This window comes from Streptomyces sp. NPDC002867 (assembly GCF_053591895.1).
Genome location: NZ_JBSFUR010000012.1, coordinates 78,212 through 103,683 on the forward strand (window position 1 = coordinate 78,212; position 25,472 = coordinate 103,683).

A 25,472-nucleotide genomic window follows, 5' to 3' on the forward strand; every position below is an offset into this window, starting at 1 on the left:
CCGCCCAGCACGACCGGGTCCGTACCCCCGCGGGGGAGCGCCCCGCGCCCTCCCGGCGCCCACTCCGCGGCCGACGGCCGCGTCTCAGCGGCGGCGACCGGCGCCGGGCCCGGTGGAGTGGACCGCGCTCCGGCGACCGCCCCCGTGGCCGACGGCGTCGCTGCCGCGCAGGCAGACGCCCGCCCCGCGGCCGACGGCCGCGTCTCGGCTGTGCCGGCCGGCCGTCGGGGAGCCGGTGCCCACCCCACGGGCGCGCCGCTGGACCGGGTCCGGCACATGGCGGTGGCGTGGCGGGCGGGCCTCGCAGTACCCGCCCCCGCCTTCGCCGGCGCAGCCGGCATCGCGCTGCGCAGCCGGGCCGACGCGCCCCGGGCGAGGCTGATCCGGGCGGGTGGGAGCTCCCGCACCCCCAAGGCGGCCCGCGGCGGCGGACCCCGCGGCCCCCGACGGCTGTACGAGCAGGCACGGCGGGCCTGGGACCGGCCCCTGACTGCGTACTACCTCATCCTCGGCAGCAGCCTTCTGGTCACGGTGCTCGGCCTCGTCATGGTCTACTCCGCGTCCATGATCCAGGCGCTGGAGTACTCCCTTCCCGCCTCGTACTTCTTCCGCAAGCAGTTCGTCGCCGCCCTCATCGGCGCGGGACTGCTGTTCCTCGCCTCCCGCATGCCCGTCAAACTGCACCGCGCCCTGTCGTACCCCCTGCTGCTGGCCGCCGTGTTCCTGATGATCCTCGTGCAGGTCCCCGGGATAGGGCATGCGGTCAACGGCAACCAGAACTGGATCTACCTCGGCGGCCCCTTCCAGCTCCAGCCCAGCGAGTTCGGAAAGCTGGCGCTCATCCTGTGGGGCGCCGACCTGCTCGCCCGCAAGCAGGAGAGGCGGCTGCTGACCCAGTGGAAGCACCTGCTCGTCCCGCTCGTCCCCGTCACGTTCCTGCTCCTCGGCCTGATCATGCTCGGCGGCGACATGGGCACGGCGATCATCCTGACCGCCATCCTGTTCGGCCTGCTGTGGCTCGCAGGGGCTCCCACGCGCCTGTTCACGGGGGTGCTCGGCATCGCCGTGTTCGTCGGTCTGCTGCTGATCAGGACCAACGAGAACCGCATGTCACGGCTCGAGTGCATGGGTGCGACCGACCTCGGACCCCAAGGCGAGTGCTGGCAGGCCGTGCACGGCATCTATGCTCTTGCCTCCGGCGGATGGTTTGGTTCCGGTCTCGGTGCAAGTGTGGAAAAATGGGGCCAACTGCCCGAACCGCACACCGACTTCATCTTCGCCGTCGCCGGGGAGGAACTGGGCCTGGCGGGGACGCTGTCGGTGCTCGCGTTGTTCGCGGCTCTAGGCTATGCGGGTATCCGCGTTGCCGGACGCACGGAGGACCCCTTCGTGAGGTACGCAGCGGGAGGTGTGACCACCTGGATCACGGCCCAGGCCGTGGTCAACATCGGTGCGGTGCTCGGTCTGCTGCCGATCGCCGGCGTTCCGCTCCCGCTGTTCTCCTACGGTGGGTCGGCCCTGCTGCCGACGATGTTCGCCGTCGGGCTCCTGATCGCCTTCGCGCGACAGGATCCCGCCGCGAAAGCGGCCCTGGCCACGCGGAGGCCCGGGGTGAGATGGAAGTCGATGAGACGGCGCGTCAAGAAGCGTCCGTCCGGAGAGCGGTGAATTTCGGTGCATGTCGTACTCGCCGGCGGGGGGACCGCCGGCCACATCGAGCCCGCGCTCGCCCTCGCGGACGCCCTGCGCAGGCAGGACCCGACCGTGGGGATCACAGCCCTCGGCACGGAGCGCGGACTCGAGACCAGGCTCGTTCCCGAGCGGGGTTACGAGTTGGCGCTCATCCCCGCCGTTCCGCTGCCGCGCAAGCCCACACCCGAGCTGATCACCGTCCCCGGACGGCTGCGCGGCACCATCAAGGCGGCCGAGCAGGTCCTGGAGCGCACCAAGGCCGACTGCGTCGTCGGCTTCGGCGGCTACGTCGCCCTGCCCGGCTACCTCGCGGCCAAGCGCCTCGGCGTGCCGATCGTCGTCCACGAGGCCAACGCCCGTCCCGGCCTCGCCAACAAGATCGGCTCGCGGTACGCCGCGGGGGTCGCCGTCGCGACGCCCGACAGCAAGCTGCGCAACTCCCGCTACATCGGCATCCCGCTGCGCCACTCCATCGCGACCCTCGACCGCGCCCGGGTGCGTCCCGAGGCCCGCGCCGCCTTCGGTCTCGACCCCAACCTGCCGACGCTGCTGGTGTCCGGCGGCTCGCAGGGCGCCCGGCGCCTCAACGAGGTCATCCAGCAGATCGCTCCGGTGCTCCAGCGCTCCGGCATCCAGATCCTCCACGCGGTCGGTCCCAAGAATGAACTGCCGCACGTGGACAACATGCCCGGGATGCCGCCCTATGTGCCGGTACCGTACGTGGACCGGATGGATCTCGCGTACGCCGCGGCCGACATGATGCTCTGCCGCGCGGGCGCGATGACCGTCGCCGAACTCTCCGCCGTGGGCCTGCCCGCCGCATACGTCCCGCTGCCGATCGGCAACGGCGAACAGCGGCTGAACGCCCAGCCGGTGGTGAAGGCGGGGGGTGGACTGCTGGTCGACGACGCCGAACTGACCCCCGAGTGGGTCCAGGGCAACGTCCTCCCGGTGCTCGCCGATCCGCACCGGCTCTACGAGATGTCGCGCGCGGCCGCCGAGTTCGGCCGCCGGGACGCCGACGACCTCCTCGTCGGCATGGTGTACGAGGCGATTGCTGCACGCCGCCAGGCGTGAGAAGGCAGGGAGCGTGGCCGGACCGACCACCGCCGAACGCGGTGCACGAAACCCCCGTGACGGATCCGCCGGGTCCGAGGGACCGGTCCGCCCGCCCCGCCCGGACGACGGCGCCGGCCGGTCACGCAGGCCGGGCCCGCGCGCTCTCGCCGTCGCCGGCGCCGCCGCCCTCCTCGTCGTCGGGGCGATCTGGCTCCTGTACGGCTCGAAGTGGCTGCGCGCCGAGCACGTGTCGACCACCGGTACCCGGGTGCTCACACCCCAGCAGGTGGAGGAGGCGGCGGCGGTGCCTCTCGGCGCCCCGCTGATCGCCGTCGACACGGATGCCGTCGAGGCGCGGCTGCTGCGCGAACTGCCCCGCATCGACACGGTCGACGTCGTGCGGTCGTGGCCGCACGGAATCGGTCTGAAGGTGACCGAGCGGCGACCGGTCCTGGTGCTCGAAAAGGGCGGAAAGTTCATCGAAGTGGACGCGGAGAGCGTCCGGTTCGCCACCGTCGAGACGGCCCCGAAGGGTGTCCCGAGACTGGAGTTGAGGACGGCCGCATCCCCGAGCCTGAAGCGTTTCGGGGCCGACCGGCTGCTCGCGGAGGCCGTACGGGTCCGGGGCGATCTGCCCCATCGGCTCGCCCGTGACCTGACCACCCTCACGGTGCGGTCATACGATCACATCTCCCTTGAGCTCAAGGGAGATCGGACCGTGGTGTGGGGCAGCGCCGAGGACGGCGAGTCGAAGGCTCGCACACTCGTGGCGCTGATGAAAGCAGCGCCCGCCGCACGCCACTTCGACGTGAGCGCCCCCACCGCCCCTGCGGTATCGGGGAGTTGACGCGCATATGTGCAGGCCAGCACCCTGGTTGGTCACGGCTGCGCGTGATCACATAGGGTGAAAAGAAAAACGGGAGGTTCGGCGTGTTCGTTGAACGTGCGCCACTTGTCGACTTAGTGTCCTGTTCGGAAGAGTCAAGGGAACAGACACACTGGTAACCCTAAACTTCACCGTTAGGGTTCGGGTCGGCAGCAAGCTGGTCGGGCCGTCCCCATTCGACATCAGTCGTCGCAGCGCAGCCCCGCGAGGCGGCGACACGTAAATCGAGGCGAGAGGCCTTCGACGTGGCAGCACCGCAGAACTACCTCGCAGTCATCAAGGTCATCGGTGTCGGCGGCGGTGGTGTCAATGCCATCAACCGAATGATCGAGGTCGGTCTCAAGGGCGTCGAGTTCATCGCGATCAATACGGACGCGCAAGCGCTGTTGATGAGCGACGCCGACGTCAAGCTCGACGTGGGCCGTGAACTCACCCGAGGCCTCGGCGCCGGAGCCAACCCGGCAGTCGGTCGCAAGGCGGCAGAGGACCACCGCGAAGAGATCGAGGAGGTCCTCAAGGGGGCCGACATGGTCTTCGTCACCGCGGGCGAGGGCGGCGGCACCGGCACCGGCGGCGCGCCCGTCGTGGCCAACATCGCCCGCTCGCTCGGCGCCCTGACCATCGGCGTCGTCACCCGCCCCTTCACCTTCGAGGGCCGCAGGCGCGCGAACCAGGCGGAGGACGGCATCGCCGAGCTCCGCGAAGAGGTCGACACCCTCATCGTCATCCCCAACGACCGGCTGCTGTCCATCTCGGACCGCCAGGTGAGCGTCCTCGACGCGTTCAAGTCCGCGGACCAGGTGCTGCTGTCGGGTGTCCAGGGCATCACCGACCTCATCACCACCCCGGGTCTGATCAACCTCGACTTCGCCGACGTCAAGTCCGTGATGTCGGAGGCCGGATCGGCGCTCATGGGCATCGGCTCGGCCCGCGGCGACGACCGCGCGGTGGCCGCGGCCGAGATGGCGATCTCCTCGCCGCTGCTGGAGGCGTCCATCGACGGCGCCCGCGGCGTGCTGCTGTCCATCTCCGGCGGCAGCGACCTCGGCCTCTTCGAGATCAACGAGGCCGCCCAGCTGGTGAGCGAGGCCGCCCACCCCGAGGCGAACATCATCTTCGGCGCCGTCATCGACGACGCCCTGGGCGACGAGGTCCGCGTGACCGTCATCGCGGCCGGTTTCGACGGCGGTCAGCCCCCGGCCCGCCGGGAGAACGTGATCGGTTCCGCGTCCGCCAAGCGCGAGGAGCCCGCGGCCCCGCAGCGCACCGAGGGCTCCCGCCCGGCGAGCGGCCTCGGCACCGTGCCCGTACGCGAGGAGCCCCAGGCCCCCGCCGAGCCGGCCCCTGTGGCGCAGGACCTCACGGCGCCGGCCTCGCCGCAGGTGCCCTCGGCCCGCCCGTACGACACCCAGGCCGAAGAGCTGGATGTTCCGGACTTCCTGAAGTGACAGTGCAGCACGACGCGATAGACGAGAGCGGCGCGCACTTCGCCTTCACCGACAGGTGGGGCGGGGTGAGCGCCGTTCCGTACGAGGAGCTCAACCTCGGCGGCGCGGTCGGCGACGACCCCGAGGCGGTGCGGACCAACCGCGCGATCGCCGCGAGGGCCCTCGGACTCGACCCGGCCGGGGTCGTCTGGATGAACCAGGTCCACGGCAGGGACGTGGCCCGGGTCGACGCACCGTGGGGGGACGCGGAGATCCCGCCGGTTGACGGTGTGGTCACAGCCCGCCGCGGACTCGCCCTCGCGGTGCTCACCGCCGACTGCACCCCCGTTCTGCTCGCCGACCCGGTCGCGGGCGTCGTGGGCGCGGCGCACGCCGGCCGGCCCGGAACGGTCGCCGGCGTCGTGCCCGCGACCGTCGAGGCGATGGTCTCGCTCGGCGCCGAACCGGAACGGATCATCGCCCGCACCGGACCTGCCGTATGCGGTCGCTGCTACGAAGTACCCGAGCAAATGCGGGCAGAAGTGGCCGAAGCGGAACCCGCCGCCTGGTCCGAGACCAGCTGGGGCACCCCGGCCGTCGACGTCACCGCCGCGGTGCACGCCCAGCTGACCGCACTCGGAGTGAGGGACCTGCGCGGATCGCGGGTCTGCACCCTCGAGTCGCGCGACCACTACTCGTACCGCCGGGACCGGACCACCGGACGGCTCGCCGGATACGTCTGGCTCGAGGGCCGGGAAGAAGAGGACCGGGAACAGGCATGACCGACCGCAGAACCGAACTCGCCGCCAGTCTCGCGAAGGTGGAGGAACGGATCGCCGCCGCCTGCGCGGCCGCCGGCCGCAAGCGGGAGGAGGTGACCCTCATCGTGGTCACCAAGACCTACCCGGCCAGTGATGTTCGCCTCCTCCATGAACTGGGGGTGCGTCATGTGGCGGAGAACCGTGACCAGGACGCGGCGCCGAAGGCCGACGCCTGTGCGGATCTGAACCTGCACTGGCACTTCGTGGGTCAGTTGCAGACCAACAAAGTCCGTTCTGTCGCGAGTTATGCCGATGTCGTGCAGTCTGTCGACCGGCTCAAGCTCGTTTCCGCCCTGTCGGCGGCCGCCGAGCGCGCCGAGCGCGAACTCGGCTGCCTCGTGCAGGTGGCACTGGACGCCGAGTCGGGGCAGCAGGGCGCCCGGGGCGGCGTCGCGCCGGACGGCGTCGAGGGGTTGGCGGCGGCGATCGCGGACTCACCAGGACTGCGGCTCGACGGACTGATGACCGTCGCGCCGCTCGCCGGACCGTACGCGGGACGGCAACAGGCGGCGTTCGAGCGGCTGATGGAATTGTCATCCGGCCTGCGCGTGGCCCATCCGGCTGCGAACATGGTGTCAGCAGGCATGAGTGCGGACCTCGAACAGGCCGTGGCGGCCGGAGCGACACATGTGCGCGTCGGTACGGCGGTACTCGGAGTCCGACCCAGGCTCGGGTAACGTCGCGAAGCAAGTCGGACCACAGTAGAAAATATGGTCATTCCGCCCATAGCGGACTGGCCCAGTGGATCGCGGGCACTTGGTGACGCAAGCCGATCCACCACAGAGCGGAGGACTCAGAGAATGGCCGGCGCGATGCGCAAGATGGCGGTCTACCTCGGCCTCGTGGAGGACGATGGGTACGACGGCCGGGGCTTCGACCCCGATGACGACTTCGAACCCGAGCCGGAGCCGGAGCGGGAGCACCGGCGGCACCAGCCCCCGCACCAGGTCGAGCGGGAGGAACCGGTCCGGGTGACGGTGCCGCCCGCCCAGCGCGAGCCCGCCCCCCTGCCTGTCGAGAGCGGACGCCCGGCGCGTATCGCGCCCGTGGCATCCATCACACCCGAACGTCCGAACCTGGAGAAGAACGCACCGGTGATCATGCCCAAGGTCGTGTCCGAGCGGGAGCCCTACCGCATCACCACGTTGCACCCGCGGACCTACAACGAGGCCCGTACCATCGGGGAACACTTCCGCGAGGGCACGCCTGTGATCATGAATCTGACGGAGATGGACGACACCGACGCGAAGCGACTTGTCGACTTTGCCGCGGGTCTCGTCTTCGGTCTACATGGCAGCATTGAGAGGGTGACGCAGAAGGTGTTCCTGTTGTCTCCTGCTAACGTCGATGTCACGGCGGAGGACAAGGCCCGCATCGCAGAGGGCGGATTCTTTAACCAGAGCTGAGAACGACACCGGGAACGACCCGGCCGAGAGGCCGGCTGAGATGGGATCCAGGGGAGAGGGAAGCGCGGGATGAGCGTCGCACTACAGGTGGTCTACATCGCGCTGATGTGCTTCCTCGTTGTCCTGATCTTCCGGCTTGTCATGGACTACGTCTTCCAGTTCGCTCGTTCATGGCAACCCGGTAAGGCGATGGTGGTCGTTCTGGAGGCCACCTACACTGTCACCGATCCACCGCTCAAGCTTCTGCGGCGGTTCATCCCGCCGTTGCGTCTCGGGGGCGTGGCACTCGACCTGTCCTTCTTCGTTCTGATGATCATCGTCTACATCCTGATCTCCATCGTTCGTGGAGTGGGGAACTCGATGTGAGCGATACGGTCCTGCCGACTGCCGACGACTACGTAGAGGTGAAGAAGAGATGCCGCTGACCCCCGAGGACGTGCGGAACAAGCAGTTCACGACCGTCCGCCTCCGAGAAGGCTATGACGAGGACGAGGTCGATGCCTTTCTCGACGAGGTCGAGGCCGAACTGACCCGCCTGCTCCGCGAGAACGAGGACCTGCGCGCCAAGCTGGCCGCGGCGACCCGTGCGGCGGCGCAGAACCAGCAGCAGGGAATGCGCAAGCCGCCGGAGCCGCAGGACGGCCGCGGTCCGGGCGCTCCCGTGCCCGCTGCCATATCCGGACCGCCGGTCCAGCAGCAGCCTCCGCAGATGGGTCCGCCCCAGCTGCCCGGTGGTGCTCCGCAGCTGCCGGCCGGTCCCAGCCACGGCGGCCCGCAGGGCCCCGGCGGCCCCATGGGCCCCGGTCCGATGCAGGGCGGTCCCATGGGTGGCCCGATGGGCGGCCACATGGGCGGTCACGGCGGCCCGCAGGGCGGCCCGATGGGTCAGGGCCCCGGCGGCGACAGCGCCGCGCGCGTGCTCTCGCTGGCCCAGCAGACGGCCGACCAGGCGATCGCCGAGGCCCGTTCCGAGGCCAACAAGATCGTCGGAGAGGCGCGTTCGCGTGCCGAGGGTCTCGAGCGTGACGCCCGGGCCAAGGCCGACGCCCTCGAGCGGGACGCCCAGGAGAAGCACCGCGTCGCGATGGGCTCGCTGGAGTCCGCGCGCGCCACGCTGGAGCGCAAGGTCGAGGACCTGCGGGGCTTCGAGCGCGAGTACCGCACGCGTCTGAAGTCGTACCTGGAGAGCCAGCTGCGTCAGCTGGAGACCCAGGCCGACGACTCGCTGGCGCCGCCGCGCACCCCGGCGACCGCGTCGCTGCCGCCGTCCCCGGCGCCCTCCATGGCTCCGGCCGGCGCGAGCGCACCGTCCTACGGCGGCAACCAGACGATGGGCGGCCACGGCCCGTCGCCGTCGGGCCCGTCGTACGGCGGTCAGCAGCAGATGTCGCCGGCGATGACCCAGCCGATGGCACCGGTGCGGCCGCAGGCGCCGCAGCCGATGCAGCAGGCGCCGTCGCCGATGCGGGGCTTCCTGATCGACGAGGACGACAACTGACGGGGCCGCGCGCGCAGCGCGCGTAGCCGTCGGCAGACTGCGGGGCCGGGCCCGGAGTGCGTATGCGCTCCGGGCCCGGCCCTTTGCGTGTGCGCTGTGCAGCCCGTCCGGGGGCCCACCCACGGCCGTCAGGCCGTAGGGGGAGATGGAGGAGACCGCGCGAAGCGCGGTACGGGGGTCCGGGGCTTGTGCCGGTTACGGGAGGGGGTACCGCCCCACGGCCGCAGGCCGTAGGGGGAGGGCGGGCAGGGGAAGCCCCCGGGCCCGACCTTGGCCCCAGGCACGGAGCCGCCGGAAACGACGGGGCCCGGCAGCTTGCGCCGCCGGGCCCCTCGCGCGCCGCGCGCTACGCCTTCCGCAGGCGGAATGTCAGCGACAGGCCCTCGTCCTCGAAGGGCGAGCCGTACGACGCGTCCGCCTCACCCTCCGCGAAGTCCGTCGCCAGCACCTCGTCCGCGATCAGCGACGCATGGTCCGCCAGCGCCGACGACACCTCGGCGTCCGTCGAGCTCCACCGCAGCGCGATCCGGTCCGCGACGTCCAGGCCGCTGTTCTTGCGCGCCTCCTGGATCAGGCGGATCGCGTCACGCGCCAGGCCCGCCCGGCGCAGCTCCGGCGTGATCTCCAGGTCGAGGGCGACCGTCGCGCCCGAGTCGGACGCCACCGACCAGCCCTCGCGGGGGGTCTCCGTGATAATGACCTCCTCCGGGGACAGAGTGATCGTCTCGCCGTCGACCTCCAGCGTGGCCTCGCCCGAGCGCAGTGCCAGGGACAGCGCCGCCGCGTCCGCCGCGGCGACCGCCTTCGCCACGTCCTGCACGCCCTTGCCGAAGCGCTTGCCGAGGGCGCGGAAGTTCGCCTTCGCCGTCGTGTCGACCAGCGAGCCGCCGACCTCCGACAGCGACGCCAGCGAGGAGACGTTCAGCTCCTCGGTGATCTGCGCGTGCAGGTCGGGGGAGAGGGACTCGAAACCGGCCGCCGCCACCAGGGCGCGGGACAGCGGCTGGCGGGTCTTCACACCGGACTCGGCCCGCGTCGCGCGGCCCAGCTCGACCAGCCGGCGCACCAGCGCCATCTGGGACGACAGCGTCGGGTCGATCGCGTCCAGGTCGGCGGCCGGCCACGAGGACAGGTGCACCGACTCGGGGGCGTCCGGCGTCACCGGGACGATCAGGTCCTGCCACACCCGCTCGGTGATGAACGGGGTCAGCGGCGCCATCAGCCGGGTGACGGTCTCGACCACGTCGTGCAGCGTGCGCAGCGCGGCCTTGTCGCCCTGCCAGAAGCGGCGGCGCGACCGGCGCACGTACCAGTTCGACAGGTCGTCGACGAACGCGGACAGCAGCTTGCCGGCGCGCTGGGTGTCGTACGCCTCCATGGCCTGCGTGACCTGGTCCACCAGCGCGTGCAGCTCGGACAGCAGCCAGCGGTCCAGGACCGTGCGCTCGGCCGGGGCCGGATCCGCCGCCGACGGCGCCCAGTTCGCCGTACGGGCGTACAGGGCCTGGAAGGCGACCGTGTTCCAGTACGTGAGGAGGGTCTTCCGCACCACCTCCTGGATCGTGCCGTGGCCTACGCGGCGGGCCGCCCAGGGGGAGCCGCCAGCCGCCATGAACCAGCGGACCGCGTCCGCGCCGTGCTGATCCATCAGCGGGATCGGCTGCAGGATGTTGCCCAGATGCTTGGACATCTTGCGGCCGTCCTCGGCGAGGATGTGGCCGAGGCACACCACGTTCTCGTACGACGACTTGTCGAAGACAAGGGTGCCGACGGCCATCAGCGTGTAGAACCACCCACGCGTCTGGTCGATCGCCTCCGAGATGAACTGCGCCGGGTAGCGCTTCTCGAAGATCTCCTTGTTCTTGTAGGGGTAGCCCCACTGCGCGAACGGCATCGAGCCCGAGTCGTACCAGGCGTCGATCACCTCCGGCACGCGCGTCGCCGTCCGGCCGCAGCCGTCCTGCGGGCAGGCGAACGTGACCTCGTCGATGAACGGGCGGTGCGGGTCCAGCCCCGACTGGTCCGTGCCGGTCAGCTCGGACAGCTCCGCGAGCGAGCCGACGCAGGTGAGGTGGTCGTCCTCACAGCGCCAGATGGGCAGCGGGGTGCCCCAGTAGCGGTTGCGGGAGAGCGCCCAGTCGATGTTGTTGTTGAGCCAGTCGCCGTACCGGCCCTGCTTGACGGAGTCCGGGAACCAGTTGGTCGCCTCGTTCTCCGCGAGCAGCCGGTCCTTGATCGCGGTGGTGCGGATGTACCAGGACGGCTGCGCGTAGTAGAGCAGGGCGGTGTGGCAGCGCCAGCAGTGCGGGTAGCTGTGCTCGTACGGGATGTGCCTGAAGAGCAGCTCCCGGGCCTGGAGGTCGGCCGTGAGCGCCTCGTCGGCCTTCTTGAAGAAGACGCCGCCGACCAGCGGGACGTCCTCCTCGAAGGTGCCGTCGGGGCGGACCGGGTTGACGACCGGCAGGCCGTAGGAGCGGCAGACCTTGAGGTCGTCCTCACCGAAGGCCGGGGACTGGTGGACCAGACCCGTACCGTCCTCGGTCGTCACGTACTCGGCGTTGACGATGTAGTGCGCGGGCTCGGGGAACTCCACGAGCTCGAAGGGGCGCTGGTACGTCCAGCGCTCCATCTCCGCGCCCGTGAACGTCTGCCCGGTGGGCTCCCAGCCCTCGCCGAGCGCCTTCTCCAGCAGCGGCTCGGCGACGACCAGCTTCTCCTCGCCGTTCGTCGCGACGACGTACGTGACGGAGGGGTGGGCGGCGACGGCGGTGTTGGACACCAGCGTCCACGGGGTCGTCGTCCACACCAGCAGCGCGGCCTCGCCCGCGAGCGGGCCGGAGGTCAGCGGGAAGCGCACGAAGACGGACGGGTCGACGACCGTCTCGTAGCCCTGCGCCAGCTCGTGGTCCGACAGGCCCGTGCCGCAGCGCGGGCACCAGGGGGCGACACGGTGGTCCTGGACCAGCAGGCCCTTGCCGAAGATCTCCTTGAGCGACCACCACACGGACTGCACGTAGTCCGGGTCCATCGTGCGGTACGCGTCGTCGAGGTCGACCCAGTAGCCCATGCGGGTCGTGAGCTCCGCGAACGCGTCCGTGTGGCGGGTCACCGACTCGCGGCACCTGGCGTTGAACTCCGCGATGCCGTACGCCTCGATGTCCTTCTTGCCGGAGAAGCCGAGCTCCTTCTCGACGGCGAGCTCGACGGGCAGACCGTGGCAGTCCCAGCCGGCCTTGCGGGCGACGTGGTAGCCGCGCATGGTGCGGAAGCGGGGGAAGACGTCCTTGAAGACGCGGGCCTCGATGTGGTGGGCACCGGGCATGCCGTTGGCCGTGGGCGGGCCCTCGTAGAACACCCACTCGGGGCGGCCCTCGGACTGCTCCAGGCTCTTCGCGAAGATCTTGCTCTCGCGCCAGAAGTCGAGCACGGCGTGCTCGAGCGCGGGCAGGTCTACCTGAGCGGGCACCTGGCGGTACTGCGGCGGTGTCATCGTCTCCTCCGGCGGACTGTTCGTCGTTCCGTCCGGAGGGACGAAAGCCGATGCTCGCGCGGCTTCCGCGGTACCACCCTCCTTGGCGGTGCACAGGTCACCGCCCCCTCATTGGGGTCGCGACGCCGGGTCTACTCGCCTCCTGGCTTTCTTCCGGCGGCTCCGGGGTGATGCTTCACGTCGCGCTCGCCCCCGGGCTCTCACCTTCCCCGGGTCGCTCATGGCTGCGTACGCCGCTACTCGTCCCCATCCACGCCTTTCGCTCCGCCCAGTGTACGGGCCGCGGCGAGGGACGGCCGACCGCTTTTCGCGGCGCAGCCGCGCGGCGGTGCCGTTGACCCGAATGGCCATACGGACGTTTCCGCGGCCGGGGCGTGCCGCTGGAGCGGATTACGGGGCGGGGAGCTGGGCACAACGGATGCAGGCCCGGCTCCTCGCAGCCCGGGGCGGGGCCGAACCGGCGGCGTGCCCCGTTGCCGCAGGGCTGGTGTCGATTTATCGTCCCAGCACGATTCGCGAGCAAGATCACAATATGTGAAGGGGCCGCGGTGATGGTGGCGAAGAAGACCGCCGAGAAGACGGCGTCAGCGCGTTCCGTCGCCACGTCCCGGACGGCGCGCTCGGGGCGACGCATGCCCCGGAAGACCCCTGCGGAACACGTCCCCGAGCCGGCGGGAGCCGTCGCGGATGAGGCCGCGCCTGCGAAGAAGTCGACCGCGGCCGGGTCGGCCGGCCGGACGACCCGGCGTGCCCAGGCCGCGCCGGAGGCCGGCGAGGCCCCGTCGCCCGGCACCAGGGCCGCGAAGCGGGCGGCCGGGTCGGCCGGGTCGGCCGGTAAGAAGGCGGCCACTGCCGCCGGAAAGGCGACACGTACGCGGGAGGCCCCGGAGCCGGTGAAGCGCGCACGCGGCAAGACCGCCGCCGGCCGCGTGGATGCGGCCGAGCTGGCCGAGGCTGTCGGCAAGAAGGCGGCGCGGAAGGCCGCGCGCGCGAAGACCACCGCCGGTGGTGAGGCTGCCGAGAAGGCAGCCCCCGCCAGGAAGGCGGCGCGCAAGGCCACGACCGGAAAGGCCACCGCCGGTGCGGCTGCGGAGGCCGGGCCGGCCGCGACCGGCCCGGCCGCCAAGAAGGCCGCCGCCGGACAGTCGGCTGCGCGGGGACGGCGAGCGCAGGCAGCTCCCGAGGCCAAGGCGACCACGTCCCGCTCGACCGCCAGGAAGGCGGCGGACACGGCGGACCGCCGGGCCGCCGGGACCTCCGGTGCCGGGCAGGCTCGTGCGGCCGCCGACAGCGGAGAGCTTGCGGTGCCGGGCGGCACGGCTGCGCGTCGCAAGGCCGCCGGGGCCTCCGGTGCCGGGAAGGCCCATGTGGCCGGTGCCGGTGCCGGTGCCGGTGCGGGCAAGGGCCGGCGTGTGCAGGCGGTCCCGGCGGGTGACGAGCCTGCGGCGGCGGGCGGCACGGCGGTGGCCGGTGAGGCTGCCGGTGCCGGGCAGGCTCGTGCGGCCGCTGACAGCGGAGAGTCTGCGGTGCCGGGCGGCACGTCTGCCGGTGCCGGTGCGGGCAAGGGCCGGCGTGCGCAGGCGGTCGCCGGTGGCGGTAAGGCCCATGCGGCCGCTCAGGGCGAAGAGCCCGCGGGGTCCGGCGGCACGGCCGCGCGGCGCAAGGCCGGCACCGGGCCCGGTGCCGGCAAGGGCAAAGCCGCGCAGGCCGGCACGGGCGGCGAGGCAGGCGTCGGGGAGGAGCCCGGCGTGCGCGGGGACGTGTCGGGGAAGAAGGCCGCCGCCAAGAGGTCGGCGGCCAGGAAGGCCACGAAGAAAGCCGCATCCGCGGCCGAGGCCGCACAGCAGACAGGAGCCAGGACGGTGGCAGCGAAGAAGACCGCGGGCAGGGTGTCGGGCGGAGCCGGAAGCGCGGTGGCGGTGCCCACCGCCCGTGCGGCGGCCGCGACCCCGGCCGGTGAGCTGGCGGTACGGCCCGGCGAGGACCCCTGGACCCCCGAGGAGGTCGCCGAGGCGAGGGCGGAACTCGCGGGCGAGGCGGCCCGCCTCACCGCCGAGATCACCTCGTCCGAGACCGCGCTCGTCGGGCTCATGCGGGACTCCGGCGACGGAGCGGGCGACGACGAGGCCGACACCGGCACGAAGAACATCACGCGCGAGCACGAGATGGCGCTCGCCGCCAACGCCCGGGAGATGCTGGAGCAGACCGAGCGGGCGCTGCAGCGGCTGGACGCGGGGACCTACGGTCTCTGCGAGAGCTGCGGCAAACCGATCGGCAAGGCCCGTATGCAGGCGTTCCCCCGCGCGACCCTGTGCGTCGAGTGCAAGCAGAAGCAGGAGCGGCGGAGCTGACACCGCACCCGTGTGGCGGACCCTTGTGCCGTACCCTCGTCCTCAGTCAGGCACCTAGGTTGAGGGACTCACGTGGCAGAGGCGGAGCGCATCATCGGTACGCCAGATGTTGACGACGAGGCGGCGGCACCTGCCGAGCAGCCCCAGGGCAGGCGCAGGGTCGTCGCGCTCTTCGCAGTGGCCCTCGTGGCTTATCTGCTGGACCTGGTCAGCAAGATCATCGTGGTGGAGAAGCTGGAGCACCACGCGCCGATCGAGATCATCGGCGATCTGCTGAAGTTCGAGGCGGTCCGCAACCCCGGCGCCGCCTTCGGCATGGGCGAGGCCTTCACCGTCATCTTCACCTTCATCGCGGCCAGCGTGATCGTCGTGATCATCCGGCTGGCGCGCAAGCTGTACAGCCTGCCCTGGGCGATCGCGCTCGGCCTGCTGCTCGGCGGTGCGCTCGGCAACCTCACCGACCGGATCTTCCGCTCGCCCGGCGTCTTCGAGGGCGCGGTCGTCGACTTCATCGCGCCCGCGCACTTCGCCGTCTTCAACCTCGCCGACTCCGCGATCGTCTGCGGCGGTGTGCTCATCGTGCTGCTGTCGTTCCGGGGCCTGGACCCCGACGGGACCGTCCACAAGGACTGACAAGGCATACTCGACGGGTGAGTACCCTTCCCGAGATCCGCACCCTGCCCGTACCCGACGGCCTGGAGGGCGAGCGCGTCGACGCCGCCATCTCCCGTATGTTCGGGTTCTCCCGTACGAAGGCGGCCGAGCTCGCCGCAGCCGGGAAGGTGCAGGTCGACGGCTCGGTCGTCGGCAAGTCCGAGCGGGTGCGCGGCGGCGCCTGGCTCGAGGTGGAGATGCCCCAGGCGCCCGCGCCGGTGCAGATCGTGGCCGAGCCCGTCGAGGGCATGGAGATCGTGCACGACGACGACGACATCGTCGTGATCGTGAAGCCGGTCGGCGTCGCCGCGCACCCGAGCCCCGGCTGGACCGGGACCACCGTGATCGGCGGACTCGCCGCGGCGGGCTACCGCATCTCCACCTCGGGAGCCGCCGAGCGCCAGGGCATCGTGCACCGGCTCGACGTCGGTACCTCCGGGCTGATGGTGGTCGCCAAGTCGGAGCGGGCGTACACACTGCTCAAGCAGCAGTTCCGGGAGCGTACGGTCGACAAGCGCTACCACGCGCTCGTGCAGGGCCATCCCGACCCGCTGAGCGGCACCATCGACGCCCCCATCGGCCGGCACCCCAACCTGGACTACAAGTGGGCGGTCACGGCGGAGGGCAAGCCGTCGGTGACGCACTACGACCTCATCGAGGCGTTCCGGGCGGCGTCGCTGCTGGACATCAAGCTGGAGACCGGCCGCACGCACCAGATCCGGGTGCACATGGCGGCGCACCGCCACCCCTGCGTCGGTGACCTGACGTACGGCGCCGACCCCACGATGGCCAAGCGCCTCCGCCTGACCCGGCAGTGGCTGCACGCTGTGCGGCTCGGGTTCGAGCACCCGTCGGACGGGCAGTGGGTCGAGTTCGCGAGCAAGTACCCGGACGACCTCCAGCAGGCCCTGGAGACGATCGCCGCGGAGAGCGCGTGACCGTGTACACCGTGCGGGTCGCGGCCGGCCCCGAGGACCGTGAGGCGTGCTTCGCCGTCCGCAAGGAGGTCTTCGTCGCCGAGCAGCGGGTGCCCGAGGACATCGAGTACGACGCCCACGACGCCGAGGACACCGGCACCGTCCACGTCCTCGCGGTCCGCGCGGACGGTGTGCCGCTGGGCACCGGCCGGCTGCTGCACGGTGCGGCCGCCGCCGACCGGACCGGCGGCGACCTCACGGTCGGCTCGCTCGGGCGGCTCGCGGTGACCAGGGACGCGCGCGGGCTCGGCGTGGGCGTGGCGCTGGTGCGCGCCATCGAGGACGCGGCGCGCGACCGGGGCCTCGCGGCGGTCGACCTGCATGCGCAGACCCACGCGCTGGGCTTCTACGAGCGGCTCGGCTACGAGGCGTACGGCGCCGAGTTCCTCGACGCCGGGATACCGCACCGGTCCATGCGGCGCGACCTGCGTTCCTGAGCACCCCGGCGGGCTAGCCGTGTAAGCGGCCCGGCCGGTCCCCGTGTCAGGGTTGAGACCTTGATCCTCAAGGTTCCAGGCCGGCGGAGGACACATCGTGGACCAATTGGCCCTGTTGTTCGCCCTGCTGTTCGGTGCCGTGGTGACCGTCCCGCTGGGACAGCGGCTCGGGCTGCCCGCGCCGGTGCTGATGACGCTGGCCGGGATCGTGCTGGCCCTGCTGCCGTTCGTACCGAACGTCGACGTACCGCCCGATCTCATCCTTCCGCTGCTGCTGCCGCCGCTGCTGTACGCGGCCGTCCAGCGCACCTCCTGGCGGCAGTTCACCGCGAACGCCCGGCCCATCCTGCTGCTCGCCGTCGCGCTCGTGTTCGTCACGACCGCGGCGGTCGCGGCCGTCGCCCATGCCGTGGTCCCCGGCCTGCCGATCGCCGCGGCGGTCGTGCTCGGCGCGCTGGTCGCACCTCCCGACCCCGTGGCGGCCACGGCTGTCGCGGGCTCGTTGGGGCTGCCGCGCCGACTGGTGTCGATCATGGAGGGGGAGGGGCTGTTCAACGACGTCACGGCCATCGTGCTCTACCACGTGGCGATCGCGGCGGCCGTGAGCGGCGAGTTCTCCTGGGGGGTCGCGGCGGGGGAGCTGGTGCTGTCGGCCGTGGTCGCCGTGGCGGTGGGGCTCGTGCTCGGCTGGCTCTCGGACAAGCTGATGGGGCTGCTCGGCGACGCGACCCTGCAGGTCGGCCTCTCGCTGATGGTGCCGTTCGTCAGCTATGTGCTGGCGGAGGAGCTGATGGGTTCCGGCGTCCTCGCCGTCCTGACCACCGCGCTGTTCCTCGCCGAGCGCACCGCGGACCCGGACGACGTGATGGGCCGGCTGGCCGGGAGCACGTTCTGGCAGATCGTCGACACCCTCGTCACCGGGGTCGCCTTCGGGCTCATCGGCCTCGAACTGCACAACGTCTTCGGCACCGCCGACGGCCGGCTCGGGCAGCTGCTCGGCTGGAGCGCCGCGGTCGTCGCTGTCGTCGTCGGCGTACGGCTGCTGTGGCTGCTGCCCGCCGCCTGGCTCGCCAAACGGATGCACCACCTGCGGGACTACGACGAGGACGTGCCCACCAGCTGGCGGGAGACCGTCGTCCTGTGCTGGGCGGGGATGCGGGGTGTGGCATCGGTCGCCCTCGCCCTCGCGATCCCGCTGGAGACGGACCACGGCACGGGGTTCCCGATGCGCGAGGTGATCATCTTCATCGCGTTCGCCGTCATCATGGCGACCCTGGTCTGCCAGGGCCTGACCCTGCCGTGGCTGGTTCGGCGGCTCGGGGTGCGCGCGGACACCGGCGCCGAGCGCGAGCTGGAACGCAGCCTCGCCGTCCGGGCGGCGCGGGCGGCGAAGGCCCGGCTCAAGGAGATCGAGGCCGAGGAGGACCTGCCCGAGGATGTCAGCGAGCGGCTCCACCGTGGCGCCGTCGAGATGGGCGCACGGATCAGCCCGGACATCGTGGACGACGAGCGGCGCGACTGGTTCGCGAGGCGGGCCGAGCGGATGGCGACGGTGCGGCGCATCCAGCGGGAGATGATGTCGGCCGCGCGCCACGCGGTGCTCTCGGCGCGCAACGAACCGGGCGCGGACCCGGAGATCGTGGACCGGGTGCTGCGGCACCTGGACGTGCACAGTCTGCGGTGAGCCGCCGCCGCGCCGGCCCGCAGTGACCTCGTCACACCACGGTGACCTGGACGCCGAGCAGCGTGGATCCCTCCGTCCGGCCCGTCGAGATCACCGTGATCGCACCCGGCCAGGTGAGCTTGGGCAGCAGAATGCCCTCCAGCTCGCGCGCCCTGCCGTGCTCCGGGGGCTCGTAGAACAGCGACAGCGTGCCGCCCGGGGCCAGCAGGCCGCGCAACAGGGCCACTTCCCGGTCGGCGGCGGACGTCCAGAAGACGTTGACGTTCACCGCGAAGATCTTGTCGAACCGGTCCCCGTCGGGCGGAAGTTCGGCGAGGGCGAGCTGCCGCACCTCGGCGCGGCCGTCCGTGATGTGCGCGCGGTTGCGCCGGCGGGCCGCGTCGACGGCGTGCGCCGAGCGGTCGATCGCGGTGACGGTGCCGGTGGTCAGCCGCCCGGCGACCAGATCGAGCGCGACGCCGGGGCCGCAGCCGATCTCGAGCACACGGTCGTCCGGCCGTACGTCCAGCTGTTCGACCGCCCAGACGAGGCGCTGCGGCACAGAGGTCACGCGCCCAGAGTAGGGACGTCCCCGCCGTGGGGACAGCCGCCGCGCCACGGACGCAGCGGCCGGGGCGTCAGCCGCGGCCCGTGCGCGGGGAGTCGTCCTGTACGGGGACGGGGCCGGGCACCGGTGCGGAGGAGTGCGCGGGCCACTGGCCCGACGGCGGCAGCGAGGCCGCCGACGTCGCGATGCGCGGCAGCGCGTACGGGTGCTTCTCGCCCAGCCAGGCCACCATCTGCTCGCGCACCGTGCACCGGGCCGTCCAGACGTCGTCGGCGTCCTTCGCCGTCACCACGGCCCGCACCTGGATCGTGCTGGGCGTGGTGTCCGTGACGGCGAGGCTCCAGTCGCGGCGGTCCCAGGCGGGGCAGTCCTCCAGGATCTCCAGCAGCTTCTCCCGCATCAGCGCCACCGGTGCCGAGTGGTCCAGGTGGAAGAAGACGGTGCCCGTCATCTGCGCGCCGCCGCGGGACCAGTTCTCGAACGGCTTGCTGGTGAAGTACGACACGGGCATCGTGATCCGCCGCTCGTCCCAGGTCCGCACGGCCAGGAAGGTGAGCGTCACCTCCTCGACCACCCCCCACTCGCCGTCGACCACCACGGTGTCGCCGATGCGCACCATGTCGCCGAACGCGATCTGGAAGCCGGCGAACAGGTTGCCGAGCGTCGACTGCGCGGCCACGCCCGCGACGATGCCGATGATGCCCGCGGAGGCCAGCATCGAGGTGCCCACCTTCTCCATGCCGGGGAAGGTCAGAAGCATCGCGGCGACGGCCACGACGGCCACGACCGCGGTGACGATGCGCATGATCAGCGTGACCTGCGTGCGCACGCGGCGGACGCGTGCCGGGTCCCTCGTCGAGGACGCGTAGCGGGCGTACGTCGACTCCACGGCGGCCGACACGATCCGGGTCACCAGCCACGCGCTGGCCCCGATCAGCACCAGGGACAGGACGTGCCCGATGCCCGTGCTGCGGTCCCGTACGAGCGGCTGGTGGATCTCGCCGTACGACGCGCGCAGCAGTCCTCCGAGGAGCACGACCTGCAACGGCAGGCGGCAGCGGCGCAGCATGCCCCACAGCGGGGTCTCGGGGTGGCGGTCGTCCACGCGGCGCAGCAGCCGGTCGACGGCCCAGCCGACGAGCAGCGTCAGCACCACCGATCCGCCGACGACGGTCAACGGGCGCAGTACGTTCTCCATGTCTCCTGACTCCGTGAGGCTGAAGGCGGCTGGGAGGATGGCCGGATGAACATCATCCTTTTCCATTCGACCTTCGGTCTGCGCGCGGCGGTGCACGCGGCCGCCGACCGGCTGCGTGCGGCCGGGCACGAGGTTCGCGTGCCCGACCTGTTCGACGGGCAAACCGCCGAGACCGTGGAGGAGGGCAGGGAGCTCAGGGAGAGGATCGGCACGGACGAGCTGCTGCGGCGGGCGATCCACGCCGCCGCGCCCCATTCCGACCAGGGGCTGGTCTACGCCGGCTTCTCACTCGGCGGCGCGATCGCGCAGAACCTCGCGCTGGGCGACGAGAAGGCGCGCGGGCTGCTGTTGCTCCACGGCACCTCCGACATCGCGGAGGGCGCGTCGGCGGACGGCCTGCCCGTCCAACTGCACGTCGCGGACCCCGATCCCTTCGAGCCCGACGACTGGCTGAACACCTGGTACCTGCAGATGCGGCGGGCGGGCGCGGACGTGGAGATCCACCGCTACGCGGGCGCGGGCCACCTGTACACGGACCCCGATCTGCCCGACTACGACGAGGAAGCCGCAGAGCGGACCTGGCGGACCGCTCTGCGGCTTCCTCGACACACTCTGATGACCTGACCCGACCTGGCCTGACCTGACCCGGCGTCGGGCACGGTGCCGCGGACCCGCCGCACCGTGCCCGTGCGCGAGACGTGTCAGCCGGCGCGGTACGCCGTCCAGTGGTCCTTCATGCGCTGCACCTGGCCCGAGGTGAACTGATACATGCACGCGTCGTACGTGTAGTCCATGAAGTTGTGGATCGGGTCCACGCCGGGCTTGCTGGCGCAGGTGTCACGGCCGGTCGGGCACTGGTACGCGGCGCTCTTCTCGGCCGGGGTGTCGCTCACGTAGTCGCCGTTGCCGTTGCAGCCGCCCTGGAAGGTGTGGTAGAGGCCCATCCAGTGGCCGACCTCGTGGGTGGCGGTGTCGCCCTCGTCGTAGTTGGCGGCGGTGCCGCCGGGCAGCGAGGCGTCGAGGACGACCACACCGTCCATCGAGGGGTTGGAGCTGTACGAGGTCGGGAAGGTCGCCCAGCCGAGCAGGCCGCCGCTGAGGTTGGCGGTGTAGAAGTTGAGCGCGCCGGCGCCGCCCCGGCGGAGGGTGGACTTCATCTCCTTCTCGGATGTGGAGCCGGAGGCCAGGTTGTACCAGGCCGGGTTGTTCGAGTAGTCGGTGCCGGCCAGCGTGAACTGGAAGCCCGAGTCGACGTTTCCGGTGCCCTGCCCGGCGAACGCCGAGTTGAGGACCGCCATCTGGCTGCTGATCTGGGCGCTCGTCAGCTTGCCCTTGTCGCCGTCGTGGATGACGTGGAAGTAGACCGGGATGTTCACCGCGGCGGCGGTGGACAGGCCGCGGGCGTTCGTGCGCGCCTCTTCCAGTCTCTTCTTCAGGTCCGCGTCCATGGCCTTCGCCTTGGCCTCGGTGACCTCGTTGGGCTCGTTGACGTGGCCGGCGCCGGGACGCGTCTCGCGGGCCGTGGCGCTCTCGTGCTCGTGCGTGCCCTCGACGCACTCCTCGGCGGAAGTGGCGGCGGTGACGGCGGACTTGGGGGCGGCGACGCTGCCGGGGGCGGAGAGCGGCGCGATGGCCAGGGTTCCGGCCATGATCGCCGTACCGACTGCGCGGTGGCGCAGACGGGGGGATATACGGGCAAGAGCACGCATGACGTCTCCTCGCGGGGGGTTGTAGAGGGGGCCTTTCCTGGCCACCGCGGGGAGATTACGGGTGCATGTCAGATCTTGATGAGGATCGATCAAGCCCAATCAATCGTTGAGCTATTACGGACATCGGGGAGAAAAGTTTCGGCCATGTCCGGCCTGCGAGATCGGCGCGTAACGAAGTGCGTGACGACGACGGGTGGTGTGTCCGCATTCATGGGTGCGGAACTCACCACCCGTCGTAGTGATGTGATCTTCTGTTAACCGTGTGACGAGTGGCTGAAAATAGCCCCTCGTCTACGTCAGCGCACCGGCTGATTCACGCGCTCGACCTTCTGTGTTCCGCTGAGGGTGCGGTAGGAGCGCGACCACGACGACGTTGCGTCACGGTTCGTCCGGTCCGAGATGGTGTAGTAGTCCATCTGCGTCCGCTCGGCGGTCACGTCCAGGACCCCGTAGCCGTGCGCGTCCATGTCCACCCACTTCACATGGCGGTTGGCCGCCCGGATCGCGGCCTGCGCGACCAGCGAGACCGTGCCCGGCGCCACATGGAGGATGTCGTCCAGGTTGTCGGAGGTCACCGACGTCACCACGAACTCGGTCGCCGCGGACGCGGACAACGGGTACGTGGCGGCCCTGACCGGCACGTCGTTGGCCCAGGCCATGTGGATGTCGCCCGTGAGGAACACGGTGTTCCGGATGCTGCGCTGCGTCAGGTGGGCCAGCAGCTCCTTGCGGTCGTCCGTGTAGCCGTCCCACTGGTCGACGTTGACCGCCAGCCCTTCCTGCGGCAGCCCCAGCAGCTCGGCGAGCGGCCCGAGCAGATGCGCCGGCAGGGAGCCGAAGGCGACCGGCGAGATCATCACCGAGGTGCCGACCAGCTTCCAGGAGGCGTCGGAGGACGCCAGGCCCGCCTTCAGCCAGTCCAGCTGGGCCCGGCCGGTGATCGTGCGGTCCGGGTCGTCCACATCGCCGTCACCGATGCCCGACTGCTGCGAGCGGAACGAGCGCAGGTCCAGCAGGTGCAGATCGGCCAGCTTGCCGAAACGCAGCCTGCGGTACACGGTGCCCTCGGTCGACGCGCGCACCGGCATCCACTCGAAGTAGGCCTGCTTGGCCGCCGCCACCCGCTCCGCCCACGCGCCCTCGGCGCCCGGCGTGTGGTTCTCCGCACCGCCCGACCAGGTGTCGTTGGCGAACTCGTGGTCGTCCCATATCGCGATCACCGGATGCGCGGCGTGCAGCGCCTGCAGATCGGCGTCCGTCTTGTAGGTGGCATGCCGCAGGCGGTAGTCGGCGAGGCCGGTGATCTCGTGTCCCGGCTCGTGCCGCCGCACGACGTACTCCTCGGCCGGGTAGCCGCCCGTGGCGTACTCGTAGATGTAGTCGCCGAGATGCAGTACCGCGTCGAGGTCCGGACGGGCGGCGAGATGGCGGTACGCGGAGAACCAGCCGGCCTCCCAGTTGGCGCACGAGACCACGCCGAAGCGCACACCGGCCGCGGCGGCGCCGGCGGCCGGGGCCGTACGCGTGCGGCCGACCGGGGAGACGGCGGAACCGGCCCTGAACCGGAACCAGTAGGTGCTCGCCGGACGCAGACCGCGGACGTCCGCCTTGACGGTGTGGTCCGAGGCGGCCCGCGAGGTGTCGCTGCCCCGGGCGACGACCCGCCCGAAGCCCCTGTCCTCCGCGACCTCCCAGTCCACCCGCGTGTCCGCGCCCCTGCCGGAGCCGGGCACGGCGTCCGCGCTCGGCGTGACCCGCGTCCACAGCAGGACGCCGTCGGGCAGCGGGTCGCCGGACGCGACGCCGTGGAGGAAGGAGGGGGTCTGGTCCGCCGCGGTGGCGGGGGCCGCTGCGACCGCGAGTGCGGGAGCGGCGACAGCGGTGGCGGCAACGGCCTTGACGACCGTGCGGCGACTGGGAGTTGAGGAGATGCGACTGGTCACGGCCGATCAGACTACTGATCGGTACGCCGAACGGGCGGGCGAACTCGGAAAGTTCGCCCGCCCGTTCGGAAACGGTCAACCGCGGCCCCGCCGCGGGTGTCCTCAGCCCTTGAGGGCCTTGTCGATCGCCGTGGTGAACTGCTCCACCGTCATGGGCGCGTTGTCGCTGCCCTCGGCAGTGATCTTCTTGCCGTCCATCTTCAGCGTCGGCGTGCCGCCCACGCCGCTGTCGTCGAACGTCTTCGACATCTTCATCGCCCAGGCGTCGAAGGTCCCGTTCTCGACGTTCTTCCTGAACTCGCTGTTGTTCTTCAGCGCGGGCACCGAGTCGGCGACCTCGAGCAGGTACGCGTCCTTGGCGAACTTGTCGTCGCTCTCCTCGGGGTGGAACTTCTCCGAGTAGAGCGCCGACTTGTACGCCATGAAGGCGTCGGGGCTCACGTCGAGCGCGGCGCCAAGCGCGCTCAGCGCGTTCTTCGACCCCTCGCCGTTGTCGGCCTTGTCGATGAACGTGGCGCCGACGTACTTGATCTTGTACTTCCCGGCCTCGACGTCCTTGTCGACCGTCTCGCCCACGGCCTGCTCGAACACCGCACAGACCGGGCAGCGGGAGTCCTCGTACAGCTCCAGCGTCTTCTTCGCGTCCGCCTTGCCGATGACGACACTCGTGCCGTCCTTGCCCTCGGTGTTCTTCGGGGCGGTGACGCTGGTCGCGTCGGCGGCCGCCTCCCAGTGGGACGGCTTGTTGGCCTGCATGATGCCGAAGCCGACACCGCCGGCGATCGCCAGGACCAGCACGCCCGTGCCGGCGACGATCAGCTGCCGGCGCAGCTTGTCCTTCCTGGCCTGGCGCTCGCGCTCCAGACGCAGCCGCTCACGGGCCGCCGCCTTGTTGGCCTGGCTGTTGCGCTTGCTCATGATCATTCACTCCATGGGGACGGGGGGTGGCACAGGGACTTCCGGCCGGGCGCGCAGAGCGCGGTTCACGCGCAGAGCGCGACCGGACGCGGGGGTCCCCTCCGTCCGACGGAGTGCACCAGCAGGCGCGCACGGGAGGAGCGGGGCTCGCGGTGCCCCCGGCGGCCCGTCGTGCGCGGAGCGCCCTCGGTGCCGCACAGCGCGGCGGCCGCGAGCAGCAGCGGGCGGAAGGCGAAGGTCCCCACCGAGCGCAGCAGGGCGGCGAGCGCCGCCTCGCCCCGCCGCAGCCAGGCCGCGGCGAGCAGCCCCACCGAGACATGGGCGGCGAGCAGCAGCCAGGGCACGGCGGGGTCGGGCGAGTCCAGCACGCCGCCGAGGCCGCCTGCCTCCGCGCCCGGCGCGACGCCCGGCAGCCGGGCGCCGACGCTGCCGCCGCACAGCACGTCGAGGCCGACCGAGCGCAGCGACCCGGTGACCGGGCCGCCGGCAGCTCCGTAACACGCGTGCTGGCCCGCGGTGAAGACCGTGTCGGCGGCCAGCTCCAGCGGGATCAGCAGAGCGGCGATCCGCCCGAAACCGCGCTCCTCGCCCGACAGCGCGTAGGCGACGGCGAAGACGGCGGCCGCGAGCACGGCGACGGTGGCCAGCGGCAGCGGGGCCCGCGAGAGCAGCACATGGGAAGCGGCGGACAGCGTCACGACCAGTGCCGTGAAGACCGCCGCCCGCAGCGCTCTGAGCCGCGTCCCTGATATGTCCATCGCCGGTGAGTGTGCCA

At 71.4% G+C, this 25,472-nt stretch carries 21 protein-coding genes and 1 pseudogene; 15 read left to right on the forward strand and 7 right to left on the reverse strand.

What is annotated here, in order from left to right:
• Positions 1-276: 276 nt before the first annotated feature.
• The 9 genes from ftsW to ACWD0A_RS14650 all read left to right on the forward strand — a co-directional run bounded on the left by ftsW (position 277) and on the right by ACWD0A_RS14650 (position 8,789).
• Positions 277-1,668 (forward strand): putative lipid II flippase FtsW, encoded by a 1,392-nt coding sequence (ftsW, locus tag ACWD0A_RS14610; protein ID WP_451298131.1) that lies wholly within the window; start codon positions 277-279, stop codon positions 1,666-1,668.
• A gap of 6 nt (positions 1,669-1,674) precedes the next feature.
• Entirely contained in the window at positions 1,675-2,769 is a 1,095-nt protein-coding gene (gene murG, locus ACWD0A_RS14615; RefSeq protein WP_307715953.1) for an undecaprenyldiphospho-muramoylpentapeptide beta-N-acetylglucosaminyltransferase, read from the forward strand.
• Between the two features lie 13 nt (positions 2,770-2,782).
• A complete protein-coding gene (locus ACWD0A_RS14620) occupies positions 2,783-3,598 on the forward strand; it encodes a cell division protein FtsQ/DivIB (RefSeq protein ID WP_451297986.1) in 816 nt (271 codons plus the stop codon).
• Between the two features lie 284 nt (positions 3,599-3,882).
• A complete protein-coding gene (gene ftsZ / locus ACWD0A_RS14625) occupies positions 3,883-5,085 on the forward strand; it encodes a cell division protein FtsZ (RefSeq protein ID WP_451297988.1) in 1,203 nt (400 codons plus the stop codon).
• Positions 5,082-5,846 carry a peptidoglycan editing factor PgeF gene (pgeF, locus tag ACWD0A_RS14630; RefSeq protein WP_307715956.1) on the forward strand — a complete coding sequence of 255 codons (765 nt, stop codon included), beginning with the start codon at positions 5,082-5,084 and terminating at the stop codon, positions 5,844-5,846. Before ftsZ ends, pgeF begins: the two co-directional genes overlap by 4 nt.
• Positions 5,843-6,562 carry a YggS family pyridoxal phosphate-dependent enzyme gene (locus ACWD0A_RS14635; protein WP_451297990.1) on the forward strand — a complete coding sequence of 240 codons (720 nt, stop codon included), beginning with the start codon at positions 5,843-5,845 and terminating at the stop codon, positions 6,560-6,562. Before pgeF ends, ACWD0A_RS14635 begins: the two co-directional genes overlap by 4 nt.
• A gap of 123 nt (positions 6,563-6,685) precedes the next feature.
• Entirely contained in the window at positions 6,686-7,291 is a 606-nt protein-coding gene (locus tag ACWD0A_RS14640) for a cell division protein SepF (RefSeq protein ID WP_177148723.1), read from the forward strand.
• Between the two features lie 69 nt (positions 7,292-7,360).
• Positions 7,361-7,657 (forward strand): YggT family protein, encoded by a 297-nt coding sequence (locus ACWD0A_RS14645; protein ID WP_177148724.1) that lies wholly within the window; start codon positions 7,361-7,363, stop codon positions 7,655-7,657.
• A gap of 49 nt (positions 7,658-7,706) precedes the next feature.
• A complete protein-coding gene (locus tag ACWD0A_RS14650) occupies positions 7,707-8,789 on the forward strand; it encodes a DivIVA domain-containing protein (RefSeq protein ID WP_451297992.1) in 1,083 nt (360 codons plus the stop codon).
• 346 nt (positions 8,790-9,135) lie between these two features.
• Here the strand turns inward: ACWD0A_RS14650 and ileS are convergent, their stop codons facing one another.
• Positions 9,136-12,279, reverse strand: coding sequence for an isoleucine--tRNA ligase (gene ileS, locus ACWD0A_RS14655; RefSeq protein ID WP_451297994.1), 3,144 nt, complete (start codon positions 12,277-12,279; stop codon positions 9,136-9,138).
• 551 nt (positions 12,280-12,830) lie between these two features.
• Here ileS and ACWD0A_RS14660 point away from each other — a divergent pair.
• The 5 genes from ACWD0A_RS14660 to ACWD0A_RS14680 all read left to right on the forward strand — a co-directional run bounded on the left by ACWD0A_RS14660 (position 12,831) and on the right by ACWD0A_RS14680 (position 18,382).
• Complete coding sequence (locus tag ACWD0A_RS14660; RefSeq protein ID WP_451297996.1) at positions 12,831-14,630, forward strand: TraR/DksA family transcriptional regulator; 1,800 nt, start codon at positions 12,831-12,833, stop codon at positions 14,628-14,630.
• A 72-nt stretch (positions 14,631-14,702) separates the two neighbouring features.
• Positions 14,703-15,263, forward strand: a complete 561-nt coding sequence (gene lspA / locus ACWD0A_RS14665) for a signal peptidase II (RefSeq protein ID WP_451297998.1) — start codon at positions 14,703-14,705, stop codon at positions 15,261-15,263.
• 17 nt (positions 15,264-15,280) lie between these two features.
• The gene (locus tag ACWD0A_RS14670) at positions 15,281-16,222 is read left to right on the forward strand and encodes an RluA family pseudouridine synthase (protein ID WP_451298000.1); all 942 of its coding nucleotides are present in this window, start codon (positions 15,281-15,283) and stop codon (positions 16,220-16,222) included.
• Complete coding sequence (locus tag ACWD0A_RS14675) at positions 16,219-16,698, forward strand: GNAT family N-acetyltransferase (protein ID WP_451298002.1); 480 nt, start codon at positions 16,219-16,221, stop codon at positions 16,696-16,698. Before ACWD0A_RS14670 ends, ACWD0A_RS14675 begins: the two co-directional genes overlap by 4 nt.
• A 97-nt stretch (positions 16,699-16,795) precedes the next feature.
• On the forward strand, positions 16,796-18,382 hold the full coding sequence (locus tag ACWD0A_RS14680; protein ID WP_451298004.1) for a Na+/H+ antiporter: 1,587 nt from the start codon (positions 16,796-16,798) through the stop codon (positions 18,380-18,382).
• 31 nt (positions 18,383-18,413) lie between these two features.
• On the opposite strand, the gene ACWD0A_RS14685 is transcribed toward ACWD0A_RS14680, so the two are convergent.
• Together ACWD0A_RS14685 and ACWD0A_RS14690 are read right to left on the reverse strand one after the other, a co-directional pair.
• Complete coding sequence (locus tag ACWD0A_RS14685) at positions 18,414-18,932, reverse strand: SAM-dependent methyltransferase (protein WP_451298006.1); 519 nt, start codon at positions 18,930-18,932, stop codon at positions 18,414-18,416.
• Positions 18,933-18,999: 67 nt separating this feature from the next.
• Positions 19,000-20,127, reverse strand: coding sequence for a mechanosensitive ion channel family protein (locus ACWD0A_RS14690; protein ID WP_451298008.1), 1,128 nt, complete (start codon positions 20,125-20,127; stop codon positions 19,000-19,002).
• 45 nt (positions 20,128-20,172) lie between these two features.
• On the opposite strand from ACWD0A_RS14690, the pseudogene ACWD0A_RS14695 reads away from it, so the two are divergent.
• Positions 20,173-20,743, forward strand: a pseudogene (locus ACWD0A_RS14695) (dienelactone hydrolase family protein).
• Between the two features lie 85 nt (positions 20,744-20,828).
• Here the strand turns inward: ACWD0A_RS14695 and ACWD0A_RS14700 are convergent.
• The 4 genes from ACWD0A_RS14700 to ACWD0A_RS14715 all read right to left on the reverse strand — a co-directional run bounded on the left by ACWD0A_RS14700 (position 20,829) and on the right by ACWD0A_RS14715 (position 25,455).
• Positions 20,829-21,836, reverse strand: coding sequence for a zinc metalloprotease (locus tag ACWD0A_RS14700; protein WP_451298010.1), 1,008 nt, complete (start codon positions 21,834-21,836; stop codon positions 20,829-20,831).
• A gap of 296 nt (positions 21,837-22,132) precedes the next feature.
• Positions 22,133-23,779, reverse strand: a complete 1,647-nt coding sequence (locus ACWD0A_RS14705; RefSeq protein ID WP_451298012.1) for an alkaline phosphatase D family protein — start codon at positions 23,777-23,779, stop codon at positions 22,133-22,135.
• A gap of 102 nt (positions 23,780-23,881) precedes the next feature.
• Positions 23,882-24,697 carry a thioredoxin domain-containing protein gene (locus tag ACWD0A_RS14710; protein ID WP_451298014.1) on the reverse strand — a complete coding sequence of 272 codons (816 nt, stop codon included), beginning with the start codon at positions 24,695-24,697 and terminating at the stop codon, positions 23,882-23,884.
• 65 nt (positions 24,698-24,762) lie between these two features.
• Positions 24,763-25,455 (reverse strand): hypothetical protein, encoded by a 693-nt coding sequence (locus tag ACWD0A_RS14715; protein WP_451298016.1) that lies wholly within the window; start codon positions 25,453-25,455, stop codon positions 24,763-24,765.
• Positions 25,456-25,472: the final 17 nt, after the last annotated feature.

Coding starts and splice junctions, on each gene's coding strand:
- ftsW (WP_451298131.1), top strand. CDS start 277: ATGGCGGTGGCGTGGCGGGCGGGCCTCGCAGTACCCGCCCCCGCCTTC.
- ACWD0A_RS14650 (WP_451297992.1), top strand. CDS start 7,707: ATGCCGCTGACCCCCGAGGACGTGCGGAACAAGCAGTTCACGACCGTC.
- ACWD0A_RS14710 (WP_451298014.1), bottom strand. CDS start 24,697: ATGAGCAAGCGCAACAGCCAGGCCAACAAGGCGGCGGCCCGTGAGCGG.
- ACWD0A_RS14715 (WP_451298016.1), bottom strand. CDS start 25,455: ATGGACATATCAGGGACGCGGCTCAGAGCGCTGCGGGCGGCGGTCTTC.
- ACWD0A_RS14645 (WP_177148724.1), top strand. CDS start 7,361: ATGAGCGTCGCACTACAGGTGGTCTACATCGCGCTGATGTGCTTCCTC.
- ileS (WP_451297994.1), bottom strand. CDS start 12,279: ATGACACCGCCGCAGTACCGCCAGGTGCCCGCTCAGGTAGACCTGCCC.
- ACWD0A_RS14700 (WP_451298010.1), bottom strand. CDS start 21,836: ATGCGTGCTCTTGCCCGTATATCCCCCCGTCTGCGCCACCGCGCAGTC.
- ACWD0A_RS14660 (WP_451297996.1), top strand. CDS start 12,831: ATGGTGGCGAAGAAGACCGCCGAGAAGACGGCGTCAGCGCGTTCCGTC.
- ACWD0A_RS14635 (WP_451297990.1), top strand. CDS start 5,843: ATGACCGACCGCAGAACCGAACTCGCCGCCAGTCTCGCGAAGGTGGAG.
- ACWD0A_RS14690 (WP_451298008.1), bottom strand. CDS start 20,127: ATGGAGAACGTACTGCGCCCGTTGACCGTCGTCGGCGGATCGGTGGTG.
- ACWD0A_RS14640 (WP_177148723.1), top strand. CDS start 6,686: ATGGCCGGCGCGATGCGCAAGATGGCGGTCTACCTCGGCCTCGTGGAG.